The organism is Rubinisphaera margarita, assembly GCF_022267515.1.
In the GTDB taxonomy this organism is placed as follows: Bacteria; Planctomycetota; Planctomycetia; order Planctomycetales; family Planctomycetaceae; genus Rubinisphaera; species Rubinisphaera margarita.
Window position 1 is genome coordinate 680233 of record NZ_JAKFGB010000014.1, and the last position, 13588, is coordinate 693820.

Sequence of the window (13588 nt, forward strand, 5' to 3'; positions counted from 1 at the left end):
TTCGTACCAGCGGAATCCTGCCGCCGAATCCGAGTTCCATCGCCGGAAACCGCAGACTCTTTGGAAAAGGAGAAGCGTTCTGGTCGAAACGCTCTTCGCCGGTATTAATCATCACGTCCATTCGGCGGCAGCTTGCCGCCGTTACGGAAGTTAGTCGCGATCGTACCACACATCGTCTTCGCCGACAAAGCCGAGGTGATTGTCCTTGTTCGCCTGGACCTGAGCCGGTGTGAACCAGAACGGCAGCGGGATCGAGCTCGGACTTTTCGACTCCACATGGCCGTCCAGAAAGGCGACGTTGGCCGTGTTGTGATGCCGGAAGTGAACCGTCGGCTGCGTATTTGAAGGCGGCTCCAGTAATGGATTCTCGACCAGATACTCGTTCGGGTAGTAATCCCAGGTGTTGTAAATGGCGGAGTCTGCAAACACGATTGTCTGCGTTGTCGACTGGACATCCCGGAACTTCCGCGTCGCCGGATTTGCCGAGACCGTTACCGCTGGAAACGCGGAGTAATCGTAGTTGATGCCGTAGCTCAGATAGTGTCCGTTGTAGGCGTAACCACAGGCCGGACGGCCGAAACGCAGGTGGTCGAGCTGGCTCTCGCCGAGATCAGGGCACTGAAACACGGCGTGATTCGTTTCGATAAACGGAGCGAGCGGACCGGCCGCGAAATCGTACTGCGAATCAACCGGCTGCGTGTAATCGACGACGCCGAACCAGTAATTGATCGACCCGCGGACCGAGCCGGCCCCGGTGTTGTAGGCGATCTCGGCCGCATCATCGATCTTGTAGGGAACGAGATGCTCAGCGTGGATGTCGGCGTAATTGTGCAGCGCCAGCGCGATCTGCTTGAGATGATTCTTGCACTGTGTGCGACGAGCCGCGGCTCGGGCCTGCTGGACAGCGGGCAGCAGCAAAGCGACCAGGATCGCAATGATTGCGATCACGACAAGGAGTTCGATCAGCGTAAACGCTGAGGGGAGCCGCCGGTCAGAGGACGGCTGAAGAGAGACTTTCATGGGAGATCTTCCTGAGGAAAGCGCGCCGTCCGACAGAGACAGGCGCGAAGGAGCAGCCGGGCGCAGGATGCGCGTCAACGGCTGGATGCGGAGAAGGAGACGTTCGCAGGGCGAACGTTCAGGAAGATCCGCAGGGCGCATACAAACTCAACATGGGATGTCCTTTTGCTCGAAAGGAATCGACGAAGCCGACATCCGGGCAGGTCTTCTGGCTTCCGGATCATCCTTCATTTCTCCCCTTCCCATCGGCTCACTCGAGCAGACAGTGGGTTCGAGAAATGCGTCCCCGGTTACAGCGGCGGCACCGCAACGGAATTGCACCGTTTTCCCTATTCTCCCGCACTGGCCACAAACCGGCGGGCACCCGTATCGTGCGGGCAGTGTACTGTGGAGAAGGGGGAGTTTCAAACGCGATGCCGGCGAGCGCTTTCGCCTTGAGCGCGTACCGTTTCATTCGAACACGTTTTGAATCAGTCCATGTTCGGCCGCGATGCTATCTCGACGGGTCAAACTCGAAGGCTGGCTTTTCCTCGGGCGGCAGCGGACCGGCATTCTCGGCCCGGTACTTCGAGAAACACTCGGGATTGGGTTTCTCGGGAAGCGTCTCGCGCCAGGCGTGAAGCTTCTCCAGCAGTTCGCCAGCGATCTCGGGATGCGATGACTTCAAATCGTTCTGTTCGAGCGGATCGCGATTGACGTTATAAAGCTCAAGCACTTCGAAGTTCGCACTGGTCAACAGTCGCCACTTGCCATCGAGGATCGAGTAGGATTGACCTTTGCGGCCCGGAATGCCCTTCCAGAACAGGGGCTTCTCGCGGATCGGAGACTTTTCTCCCAGCAGCGTTGCAACCTGGCTCTTGCCGTCGGGCTGGTAGCCTTCAGGCAGGCTTGCACCAGCGAGATCGCAGAAGGTGGGCAGCAGGTCGACGGCGGAGATCCACGATTCATCGTCGATCGCACCCGCCTTGATCTTCCCCGGCCAGCGGGCAATGAACGGGACATTAATCCCGCCCTGGAGGATGGACGCCTTGCGTCCGTCTCGTCCGCCGGTGGTTCCGACGCTGCAGCCGATCCCAAACCCTTCGCCGGTCGCAGAATCGTACATCGTGGTGATCTTACCCGGGCGACCGCTCCCGGCGGGGCCGTTGTCCGAGCTGAAAATGACCAGCGTATCGTCGGCCAGCTCCAGTCGGTCCAAAGCATCGAGCAGTTCGCCGATCCGATCATCGGCATGGGAAAGGACCGACGCATAGACATTGTGGGCATCGTCCAGCTCAGGAAACCGGCGACGATATTCCGGCAGCGTGTGATGCGGTGTATGCGGCTCGTGCATCCACAAGTTGATAAAGAACGGCTTGTTCGCGGCCGCACTCTTTTCGATAAAGGCAATTGCCCGAGCGGCATCCTGATGGACGGGCATTTGTTGGCCGGCGCAGTTGAATGCTCCGTATTCGTCGTAGCCGTATTCGCTCGGCAAGGGCGAATCAGGAATCATGTTGTTGGCCAGATGCCATTTCCCAAAGTGAGCCGTCGCATACCCCGCGGACTGCAGCATCCGGGAAAGTGTCGGCACGTTTGGATCGAGCCAGTCCGGCATATTCCGTCTGGCGTTACTCTCTACCCAGGCAAAATGGCCATCGATCGTGTAACGAGCCGGGAAATGACCCGTCATCACCGCTGTTCGGCTTGGAGAACAGACGCCGCTGGCGACGGTGAAACGATGGAAGTCGGTTCCCTCTTCCGCGAGCCGATCGATATTCGGCGTCTTCAAATAGGGATGTCCGTGGCAGCCGAGATCACCCCAGCCCCAGTCATCCGTAAAGATAAACAGAATGTTGGGACGATCCGCATCGCGAGCCTGCTCGACAGCGAAAAGCGGACAGGTCGACATCAGGATGAAGCCCAGTACCAGGACGAGTGACGTCAGCTTCATGGAATGACTCCGAAAGCGATGATAAGCGGTTTGAATAAGCATAGATTGATGCTTGGGAGCCGACGACACAAGCCAACGCCGAAATCTCGGGCCGACGGAAGCAGCCGTCACATCGAGAGGGCTCGACACAGGGAGAGGCAGAGAGCGGGCTATCGGAACCAGTCCTCGCAGCCGGTTCGCTGGCTGCGGATAAACCGTAGCTTGCCGCATGCGAGTCTCGTCTCTGGAGCAGACGGCGGTGTCGCTCCGCGTTCGAGCAGGAAATGAAGCACGCCCGATAGGATTCGAACCTATGACCTACGGATTAGAAGTCCGTTGCTCTATCCAACTGAGCTACGGGCGCGTGTGAAGTGGAGGGCAAACCCTCTGATTTACTGCGTTTTCGACTCCTGCTCTGGCAGTGTACCTGCGAAATCGGCGTGCGTCGAGCGGTAGAGATCGGCGATCTGACCGACCATCTGGTCGATGCGGAAGTTCTTGCCGACGTGCAGTCGTCCCGCTTCTCCGACAGCGCGGGCCGTGTCCGGGTTCCGCAACAAATACAGCAATTTGTCCGCCAGAGCCTCGCTGTCCGAATGGGGCACAAGGAAGCCGGTTTCGGTGTCTTTAATCGCGCTGTAGATCCCGCCGACTTTGCTGGCGACCACCGGACGGCCCCAGGCCATCGCTTCCAGCATGATCGTTCCCAGCCCCTGCTTGATCGACGGCAGGCAGAAGATGTCCATCGCCCGCAGTGCTTCCTGGAAGCCGAACAGGTTCGGGACGAACGTCACCTTCTGGCTGATGTTAAGCTGACGGGCCATTTGCCGGAGATTGCGTTCCTCCGGACCGGAGCCGGCGACCAGAAACTCGATATTCGGAAACTCCTGCAGCACCCGACTGGCGGCTCCCAGAAAGAAGCTCACCCCTTTGATCTGCTCCAGTGGACCGGCTGTGCCGATGACGGGAACTCGCTTCGGCGTGAGCACGGTCTTGGTCAGCTCTTCGGGAATGGTCTCAATGCCGCTGTGGATGACCACGACCTGTTCGCCGCGGATCGACGGCTGCGTAAGCAATTCCGATTTCACCGATTCACTGACCGCGATGATCTTCTTACCGTGCGTCGAATCGAAGTTCAGCATCTCCCCGCGATTGAGATAATCGTGGACTGAAAGGATGTACGGGCAGTTGAACTTCCGGGCGAGTCGAATGCCGTGGCCAAGCATTTGCCGGGACTGAATGTGAATCAGATGCGGTGGCTGGTCGCTGAGGTCCTGAACGATGAATCGGCGGACGAGCCGACGGATGATCGGGAAATCGAAATACTGGTACTCGCGAACATTGAGTGCCGCTCGCCGTTCCGGGGCCACGTTGTGAATGTCGGGCGTGACGATGGTCGGCTGAATGCCGTAGTTGCCGAGCTGCTCGGCCAGAATGAGCGTTTGCGTGGAAGAGCCGCGAACTTCAAAGCGACCGGAGAGCAGCAGCACTCGCAGCGTGCCCCGTTTCTTCCGGGACTTGGTCGACTTTCCCGAGGATGGTTTCTGGTCCATGATGATGTCTTGCCGGGGCCGTCCAGAAGGAAAGTGGAAACGAATCAGAAACCAACGGCCTGTCGAGCAGGGAGCCCGCGTTTCCCTTTATCCTTCAACTTCTTCACCAGAGGCGAAGGGCATTCGAGATACTCTCTGAGTGTGATTCTAATCGCGATGGCGAAGCGGAATCAGCGGCGTTTTCTCAGAGCGATCGGCGGCTGAAGGATTTCATTGATGACGATGGCGTTGCGGACCGAGGACGGGTTGTGCACCATCGCGGCGAAATCGACTCGTGGCGGCTCCGACCCGGTTGTGACGAGGGCCTGCCTGGAAGTCGGAATCTGCTCGGAGGTTTCGAGAGCCGCTGCCGCGACGCCGATGGGGATCGCCTTTGTCGGCCGCTGCTGCCGGGCCTGCTTGCGAGCTTTTCGATTCGAGACCTGCGGCCGTTTGTATTGGTCGTCCCGCCGCTTCTGAGGAATCGGTTTGGGGTCCCTCGGAAGAATCGGAGCACTCGGCTCCTGCCGCTGCGGACGTGGCTTCGGCTGAGGAGCGGGTTGCTGGCGGACCGGTTCGAAGAGTTCGGCGGGCCTTTGTTCCCGTCGTGGCTGCTCCTCGGGTTGCCGCGGACGTTCCTGCTCCTGTTGCTCCTGCTGTTTCTGCACTTCCTTCAGGAAACTGTCGATCTCGTCCTGCAGTCGCCGTTTGGGGCGCTGCTGAGCCGGCTGCTGCCCACGCTGAGCCCGCTTCTGCTTTTCTTTCTGCTCATTGACGGCGTTGGAGATCCAGCCGATCGCGGAGATGACCAGAATGATCAGTCCGATTAAGCCTTCCATCTGCTCTCTCCCTCTCGATTGCCGTCGAATCAACTCAAGCAGATCAGCTGCCGCCAAAGTGCAGAAGCATCTTGAAACTGCTTTAGATGGTGACCTTGCCATCCTCAGGCGCGGCGCCGCCGGCGATCGATGTCCGCATCTGGGTATCGGCTTGAACGTTCTTCAGTTCGTAATAGTCGAGCACGCCGAGTCGCTTCGACTGGAACGCTTCGGCGACTGCTTCCGGAATCTCTGCCTCGGCGAGCACCACTTTAGCACGATTTTCCTGGGTCCGGGCGACCATTTCCTGCTCGCGGGCTTTGGATTCGGCTCGGCGTTCTTCGGCCTTGGCCTGGGCGACACGCATGTCGGCTTCGGCCTGATCGGCCTGGAGACGGGCTCCGATGTTGTCACCGACATCGATATCGGCGATATCAATCGAGACGATCTCAAACGCCGTTTGTGCTTCCAGTCCCTGGTTGAGCACAGTCTGTGAAATCTTGTCCGGGTTCTCGAGCACTTTGGCGTAGGAAGCGGTTGAACCGATTGCCTGGACGATCCCCTGCCCTACGCGGGCGATGATGGTTTCTTCGGTCGCTCCCCCGATGAGCTGCTTGATGTTCGTACGAACGGTCACACGAGCCCGGGCTTTCAGCTGAATGCCGTCGCCGGCGACCGCGTCGAGCGAACCCATTCCCTTTTTGGGATCGGGACAATCGATGACCTTCGGGTAAACACTGGTTCGCACGGCTTCGAGAATATCGCGGCCTGCCAGATCGATGGCGGCGGCGGTAATCCAGTCGAGGTCGATACTGGCGCGATGAGCGGCGATGAGAGCGCGGATAACATTCGGAACGTTGCCGCCCGCCAGATAGTGAGCTTCCAGATCCCGGGTCGAGATCGGATAGACCTGCGTCAGCCCGGCCTGCACGGCCATGATTTTACTGCGAACGACGACGGTCGGATTCACCTTCCGAATCGACATGATGAACAGATTGATCAGCCCGATCCCTGCACCGGTTGTCTTACTCTGAATCCAGAGACCGACATATCGGGCGAAGAGGGCGAAGAAAATCAGTCCCCCGAGGATCAGCACGATGATGCCGAACCAGATCGCCATGTCCCAGACTGTGGCCGCCAGAATCAGGGAGTTGCTGAACATGTGAGATTTCCTGTGGATCAACCGAAAGTTGCAGGTGCAGTCGAGAAATCAGAGACAGTCGGAAGGGTACGACCGCCTGCTCCGATGATAGTCGTTCGAGAGACGTTCGACCACTCTTCATCCTGCTCGGGGCTCGAGGATTGTAAGTCGAACCAGTTTCCCACCGGCCGGGACGACTTTATTTCATAGCGCCGGCATTCTGCCAAGAGTGTTCAGCACGGTAGATGCCTGCCGTTACGGCTCCTTCCATGAAGAACAACTGATGCCGCCGTCAACTTCAGTTGGTGGCACAGACATTCCTGTCTGTGGACAGAAAACATGGCTGCGGAAGGCATGCCAGAATAGGTGGAGACTCTGATGGCCTCGTCATGTGTTGATCGGCGGTGAATGAGAAAGAACGTCGATCACGCACAGACAGGAATGTCTGTGCCACCCTTCGGAAGTTCAGTTGTCGTTGCTTTAAGCGACGCACATCGGCGGCAGGATGCCGCCGGTACGGGCGCGGTCCTACCGCTGATAAATCGGGAGGTATCGATATTCGATCGCCAGCGCGAGTACGGCCATGCTGGTTGTGTAAACCTGCCCCTGTCGCCGTTCGGAAGCGTTGTCGGAAGACCAGCTGCCATCGGCTTCCTGCTTTTCGAGCAACACGCTGAAGAAGTGTTTGCGGGAGTCTTCCCAGTACTTGCCGCCCATCTTGTACATGCCGACGGTGCAGTAGTAGACCCCATAGAAGAAGTACGAGTCGCGGTATTCCAGCGGCGACTTCAGCAGGTACTCCGCTCCTGCAACCGCTTCCGCACTCTCGTGAACGCCGCAGACTTCGAGGCAGAGAATTCCGGTTCCGGTTCGTGTGGGAGTCGGACCGCCGCCGGGTTGATAGGCGAAGCCTTTCTGGTCGCGATTGGCACACATCTTCACGTACTCGACCGCCAGGTCGATGGATTCCGCGGGGACATCGCAGCCAATATCCTTGGCCGCCCGGAGAGCCAGCAGCTGCCAGCCGGTCACACTCAGGTCGCTGTCGCGGCTGGAAGGCTGATACCGCCATCCGCCCCGCTGACGTTCATTCTTGGGAATCGCCTGTGCTTCCAGAATCAGTCGGATGGCTCGCTCCAGGCCGCGTCGTGCCCGAGCCGCATCTTCCACACCAAGCATCCCGACGACTTCGGCCAGCATGAGAGTGCTGATGCCGTGCGAGTACATTGGGCCGTGGCTCGTCTTGTGAATGAGCATCCCGTTGGGTTCCTGATGATCGAGGACCCAGCGGATCCCGAGTTCGATCTGATCTCCGTACGGACCTTCTCCCGGAACGTGCCCGCCGGCGAGAAACGCCATGACCGCGAGCGAAGTCGCGGCAGTGGACTCGCCGATGTTGTCGATCCGCCAGGAGCCATCGGGCAGCTGGCGTTTTGACAGGTAGTCGAGCGCATTCTCGATCGCGCGGTCAATGTCACGATCGGTCCACTCGGCGGCCTGAACCGGCGTCGATGCGGCGGGCATCCCGCCCAGGAGCAGGGGAACGAACAGGATCGCCGGGATCAGCTTTCGCCAGCACGGTGAGGTAGAGAAGAACGTTGGAAGGCGGTTCATATCATTCCTCTGTCGCCGCGGGTTCCGGCTGAGCGAGCGATTCAAAGTAGCTGCGAATCAGCGGAGCGTATTGTTGATCAATCGGACGACGCCGGGCATCGGTCAGATCGGCATCAAGTTCTTCCTGCCGCTGGCCCCAGTCCCGCATGAGGGCGGAGCGGAGGACCGAGCCATCCATCTTTTCATCGCCCGCCATCGGAGTCTGATTGCCTGTGGTCGAGTCCGAGGTTTCGGACGGCTGGCCAGCCGAGGCCTGGGCGGCCATCTGCTGTTGATCGGCTCCCTGCGAATTCTCCTGGGGCGGCTGCAGGCTCTCATGAGCCCGATCCAGTGCCTGGGCAGCCTGCGCCAGTTGCTGGGCCAGCTGCTGCAGAGCCGAAGGATTCTGTGAAGGCGCGGGCTGTCCCGAATTCTCCGACGGCTGGCCGGGCGTCTGCGGACTTCCTTCCGCATTGGCCGCTTGCTGCTGTGATGGCGAACCCTGCTGGGGAGACTGTTCTGACGGAGCACCATTCTGGGACTGCTCGGCCTGCTGTTGAGAGGCCTGTTGCATTGCCTGTTTCAGCGACTCCTCAGCCTGATCGAGCAACCGCGAGGCCTGGGCGGCATCTTCGCCGACGGGTTCTGGGACGAGGGTATCGCGTTTCGTGTTCGCCAGTTGAGCCGATTCTTTCGCCAGCCGTTTCAGGGTTTCAGCGGCTTTGTCAGACGCCTCGCCAGAGTTCTGAAGATTCCCCTGCTGGCTCTGCTGTTGAGCGTTCTGCATTTCACCAGCCGCCTGCTGCGACTGGTTCTGCATGGCGGAAAGCTGCTGGCTGTTCCGCTGATCGGCAATGGGATCGGCTTTACTCTGCTCCGACAGTGTCTTGAAGGCTTCCGCCAGACCTTCGGTCTGTTCTTGAAGCTGTTGTTGAGACATGGCGCGAGCCAGTTGACTGGCCTGCGGATTCTGCGCCAGCTCCTGAAGCTGCTCGGCTATCTGCTGCTGCTGCTCGGCCAGCTCTTCGACCGCCTTCTGAGCCGATTCGTCTGTCAGTCCCTGTTCAGCCACGGCGGCCAGCTTTTCACTGGCCTGCTGGGCCTGCGGTTCGCTCTGGCGGAGTTGTCCACTCTGCAATTGTTCGCTGGCTTTGCGAGCCGACTCAGCCGCCGCCTGGAAGGTCTCGTTGAGTTCTTCCTTCTCGGGGCTCATGACTTCCGACTGCTCGGCCAGTTGCTCGGCCTGTGCGGCCAGACGCTCCTGGCTGGCCTGCAACGACTGCAACGAATTCTTGAGATTCTGCAGCAGTTCTTCGTTCGGCATGTTCCCGGCCGGCGGCTGCTCGGAACCGCTCTCGGCGGGCGGTCCTTCCGCTGCTTCCGACGGCTTCTGTTCGTCTGGCATCGCCTGGGCCATCGGAGCGCCTTCGGGGTCATCTACCTCCTCGGGGGCTTCGTTCCCGGCCACCTGTCCGGCTGGCTGCTCCATCTGCCCGCTGAGTTTGTCGAGCTGATTCCGCAGCGCCTCGGCCAGTTCTTCCGATCGCGATTTCTCGGGCTGTTGTTCGCCTTCTTGGGCTGCGTGCTGGTCCTCAAGTTCGCGGCTGACCTGATCGAGAGCTTCTTCGAGTTGCCGTTTCGCCTGCTGCTGAGATTCGGTGGCCTGTTCCGGCTGGTTGCTTTCGAGTGCCTTCTGCGATTCCCGCTGCAACTGCTGAGCAGTCATGCGGGGCAACGCAGCCGATTCTCCGTTCAGGCTCTTCGACTGTTCAGCAAGATTGCGCTGCTCGCCGGCGAGCTGACGTAACTTGTTGCGCAGTTCATTGGCCCGTTCCGGGGCCGCGTTGTCGGCGATCGCCTTCTCGGTCTTCTCATTCAACTCCTGTTGAGACTTGACGAGCTTCTCCAGTTCCGCCTTGAGTTGCTCGGGTTCGCCCTGCTTCTGAGGGAAACGCAAGGCTTTCAACTCCGGCGACAGTGGCACATCCCGCCAGGCGTCCTGACCGGACGCGTTCTTGGAATCTTCCTCGGTCTGATCGTTGTTCTGTTCTGTGTCCGCCGACGGTTCGGCGAGTTCTTTGTTCAATTCAGCGAGTTGCTCGGCGAATTTCTTCTGCGTCTCGGCCGCTTTCTTGAGATCGTTCGATTTGAGCTGCTCGTTGGCTTCGAGACCTGTTTTCACGGCTTCAGCGAGTTTTCCTTCCTGCTCGGCAGTGTCGCTTCGCAGAGCCGAACGGAGTTGTTCGAGCTGCCGAGGGGCGAGATCGGGACCGGTCTGGGGACCTGCTGGTTCCGACTGAGACGCCTTGTCTTCCAGCTCTCGGGCCAGTTGCTCCGCCTGTTCCTGAATCGGCTTGAGCTGGTTGAGTGCCCGCTGATCGCGAGCGGGCTTATCGCCCATGCTGCGGGCCAGATTTTCGAGAGTCTTCGATGCATCGCGAACGCGGTCGTCAGCTCGGTCGGTTCGGGCGGCGAGTTCATCGGCTCCCTGATCCAGCTTCGCGACGGCGTCCCGTTTCTGGGGTTCAAACTGAGGCGTCGTCGGAAGGGCGGACGCGGCCTGCATCACACCGGCGAGGCGTTCTGACAGTTTCTGCTGTTCCTTTTCGAGAGCCCGCTCCTGTTCGCTGAGATCCTGCTTGCGGGCGTCGAGTTGCTCTGCTTTCTCCGTGAGCGCGGGATCGTCCGGATTGGCTTTGCGAGCCCCCTCGAGTTTCTTCTCTTCGCCGGCCACGGCTCGAGCTTCGCCTTCGAGCTTTCGCTGCTCGTCGTGATGGGCCTTCATTTCTTCGGCGAGCGCGGCACTTCGTTTCGCCAGTTCGGTGGCGGCCTGCTGGGCGTCTGTGGGCAGAGATTCCGTCTGCTTCATTGATTCCTGAAATCGTTCCAGGGCTTCGCGTGCCGCCTGGATTTGCTCGGCGGCATTGCCGAAGTTTGCCTGTTCCTGTTCATGAGCCGCCTCCCGAGTGGCGGTCGGATTGAAGACCGGAGCCGCATCGTCGCGCGCTTCTTCGCTCGAACGCTGCGCCAGTTCCGAGGCGATCTCCCGTGCCTGACGAAGGTTTTCCGCGAGCGGCTGACTGGCTTCCGTCAGCGCCTGTTGATCATCCCGCGTCGCTTCACCAAGAGCCGACTGGAGTCGGGCCAGTTCATCGGCAGTCTCGGCGACTTCGGAAAGTTCCGACAGCAGCGCGTTCTTGGCGGCCTGCTTCAGTTCCGGACGACGTTTGAGCAGATTCTCCAGATCCTGTGACAGCGTCGACCACTCGCTCTGCAATTTCTCAAGAGGCTGCGGCTGGTCCGGCTGTTCGGTCTGCTGCGGTTCGCTCGAAGCCTCGGGCTTCTGCTCCGAGTCGTTAAGGTTGGCCGCATCCTTCGCCAGTTCTTTGGCCCGACGGGCGAGCTGCTGCAGTTCCGTCAGCTCCTGTTCGATACGTTCGGCATCTCTCAACTGGTTCATCAGTCGGTCGATTGATTTCTCGGCTTCGCGAACGTCAGTCTCCTGATCGCGAATCAATTCCATCGCATCGTTATCGCTGACCGGCTTGAACTCTTCGAGGGCCCGGGCGGTATCGTCGATCAACTGTTGAGCCGGCTCGACGTTCATCTGCGACAACGCTCTGGTAATTGGCCGCTGCTGCAACCGCCGCGACAGATCGTCAAGCTGAAGGTTCAACGCCAGTTTGGTCTGCATCCACTCCGGCTTCTTCTCGTCGACGCGCTGCTTCGATTCCTCACGCGGCTTCGGATCGAGCTGCTTGCGATCACTCTCCAGTTCACGGCGATGAGCAGCGATTTCATTCTTCACGATATCGGCGTGTCGTCGGAGCGATTCGTAAAACTCTTCGACTTCCTGACCGGCAATCGTTTTCACTTCTTCGTCGAGCATCAGCACCCGTCGCGAAGTCCAGGTTTCGTTGGGACCCGGAATTGGGCGGCCATCGCGGGCAACGGCTCGATAACCGAGAATGTCGCCCGATTCGAGCTCGAACTGACTCAGGTTCAGCTCGTAACTGTCGTTGAGCAGCCGGACGTCATCTCCTGTTTTCGGCGAGCTCCACTCCAGAATTTGCGGTTCCTCACCGGCTCGGGAGAGCTGCTCGACGACGATGCGAACATCGACCAGTCCGAAGTCATCATCGGCACGAATCTCAATGGGCACGACATCCGCCGGCTGGACTTTGACGGGGTCGTTGGAACCGGTCATGTCGATCCGCGGCGCCCGGTCCGGGACGATCTGAATCAGCCGCTGCGGCTCGTCGATATTAGTCAGTCCGTCGCCACTGGTGACCAGAAACGCGAACTGATCCGACTGTGTGGCAATCAGGTCAAACCGGGCCGCCCGTCCTTCTTCCAGAAGCGTTGCAGGCACCTGCGATTGAGCCACCGTGGCGGGCTGAGAGGCGGAGTCGGCATTCTTCGAGGCCGATTCGGCCGGGCTAACCAGTCGCGGGGTCTTCCACATCCACGCGGCTTCAGCGACGGGATGTTCGAACTTCAGATTGGCAATGAGGCGGCTGCCTTCAATGACGCGAATTGTGCCGATCGCGCCTTCGATAATTGATTCCGGTACCTGTGTGTAAGCGGGAGGCTGGATCGTCAACTGGACGTCCACGATTCGCGGCCGATCGGCCACATTGATGTGATAAGTGCGGGAACGTGCATTCCGGCTTGAGAGGACGTAATTGACCGGCGACATCAGTTGCGGAATCTTCCCAACGAAGGCGTTACGGCCCGCGTCGTACGCCATTTCCCGCGACTGCGTTTTTCCATGCTCGTCGGTCCACTGCAGTCGAATCTCGCGCGGGAGTTCGCCCTCGTAGTAGCGCCAGTGCGGTTCGGCATAGATCATCGCATCGCTGCCGCGGGGCACGGTCCGGTCGGCGTCTTCGACGAGGAATGTCAGATTGGTCGCTGAATCGAGGTTCACCCACGGCGTGAGCAGCCGTTGCCAGAGTAGCGAGTATCCCTGTGAATTCAGCAGCAGCGGCACAGCCGCGACAATCGAGAGCAACGTCGCGGAGACGAGCGCAATGGCCATTGTTCGCAGCGACAGACATTCCCACAGATCGACGTGAGTCAGTCGGGTATTGGTTTCCTGCCGCAGTCGTTCTGTCATGTACTCGGAAACAGCAGAGTCGCCGTGTTCCAGCATGGAGAGTTCGACGGTGGAACTGACCCGTTCCTGAAAGTCCGGAAAGGCCCGGTCGATGATATAAGCCAGATCGGGCCAGCGGCGACGGCGGGTCAGTGGAAGCACCAGCCACTGGTAAAACAGCCAGAGTCCGGTCACGCACAGCAGCGTCAGAAACGCGAACCGGATGACTCCGGGAAGCGGGAAGTAATAATCGGTGCCCAGGAACAGAGCCGCCATGAGCAGCACGACGAACATCAGGCTGCCGACTCCGCGCACGAAGCTGACCCACCGCAGCCGCCGGTCGAGCTGAGCCAGCTCACGACGCAGATCAGCCGGAAGAGCCGCAGGATTCAGTCTGCCGCCAGTCGTTGGAATGGTCTGACTCATTCACCGATCCTCAAAAACTCGTTGCGTTAACAACCTGACGCCAAAACG

The 13588-nt window shown here is 59.6% G+C and carries 7 protein-coding genes, 1 tRNA gene and 1 riboswitch; all 8 genes read right to left on the reverse strand.

What is annotated here, in order from left to right; translation table 11 throughout:
• Window positions 1-150: 150 nt before the first annotated feature.
• On the reverse strand, window positions 151-1020 hold the full coding sequence (locus L1A08_RS15605; protein WP_238757372.1) for a DUF1559 family PulG-like putative transporter: 870 nt from the start codon (window positions 1018-1020) through the stop codon (window positions 151-153).
• Between the two features lie 181 nt (window positions 1021-1201).
• A riboswitch (cobalamin riboswitch) is annotated at window positions 1202-1403 on the reverse strand.
• 110 nt (window positions 1404-1513) lie between these two features.
• Window positions 1514-2911 (reverse strand): sulfatase family protein, encoded by a 1398-nt coding sequence (locus L1A08_RS15610; protein WP_390896901.1) that lies wholly within the window; start codon window positions 2909-2911, stop codon window positions 1514-1516.
• Window positions 2912-3222: 311 nt separating this feature from the next.
• Window positions 3223-3296 (reverse strand) — tRNA-Arg (locus L1A08_RS15615).
• A 28-nt stretch (window positions 3297-3324) separates the two neighbouring features.
• Entirely contained in the window at window positions 3325-4485 is a 1161-nt protein-coding gene (locus L1A08_RS15620; protein WP_238757374.1) for a glycosyltransferase family 4 protein, read from the reverse strand.
• Window positions 4486-4655: 170 nt separating this feature from the next.
• Window positions 4656-5303, reverse strand: coding sequence for a hypothetical protein (locus tag L1A08_RS15625; RefSeq protein WP_238757375.1), 648 nt, complete (start codon window positions 5301-5303; stop codon window positions 4656-4658).
• A gap of 82 nt (window positions 5304-5385) precedes the next feature.
• Complete coding sequence (gene floA, locus L1A08_RS15630) at window positions 5386-6444, reverse strand: flotillin-like protein FloA (protein WP_238757376.1); 1059 nt, start codon at window positions 6442-6444, stop codon at window positions 5386-5388.
• 507 nt (window positions 6445-6951) lie between these two features.
• Window positions 6952-8037 (reverse strand): prenyltransferase/squalene oxidase repeat-containing protein, encoded by a 1086-nt coding sequence (locus tag L1A08_RS15635; protein ID WP_238757377.1) that lies wholly within the window; start codon window positions 8035-8037, stop codon window positions 6952-6954.
• Between the two features lies 1 nt (window position 8038).
• Window positions 8039-13540, reverse strand: coding sequence for a DUF4175 family protein (locus L1A08_RS15640; RefSeq protein ID WP_238757378.1), 5502 nt, complete (start codon window positions 13538-13540; stop codon window positions 8039-8041).
• Window positions 13541-13588 lie beyond the last annotated feature (48 nt).

Bases quoted from the DNA above. Each gene is read 5' to 3' on its own strand.
- floA (WP_238757376.1), bottom strand. From the start codon at position 6,444: ATGTTCAGCAACTCCCTGATTCTGGCGGCCACAGTCTGGGACATGGCG.
- L1A08_RS15640 (WP_238757378.1), bottom strand. From the start codon at position 13,540: ATGAGTCAGACCATTCCAACGACTGGCGGCAGACTGAATCCTGCGGCT.
- L1A08_RS15625 (WP_238757375.1), bottom strand. From the start codon at position 5,303: ATGGAAGGCTTAATCGGACTGATCATTCTGGTCATCTCCGCGATCGGC.
- L1A08_RS15605 (WP_238757372.1), bottom strand. From the start codon at position 1,020: ATGAAAGTCTCTCTTCAGCCGTCCTCTGACCGGCGGCTCCCCTCAGCG.
- L1A08_RS15620 (WP_238757374.1), bottom strand. From the start codon at position 4,485: ATGGACCAGAAACCATCCTCGGGAAAGTCGACCAAGTCCCGGAAGAAA.
- L1A08_RS15610 (WP_390896901.1), bottom strand. From the start codon at position 2,911: ATGTCGACCTGTCCGCTTTTCGCTGTCGAGCAGGCTCGCGATGCGGAT.
- L1A08_RS15635 (WP_238757377.1), bottom strand. From the start codon at position 8,037: ATGAACCGCCTTCCAACGTTCTTCTCTACCTCACCGTGCTGGCGAAAG.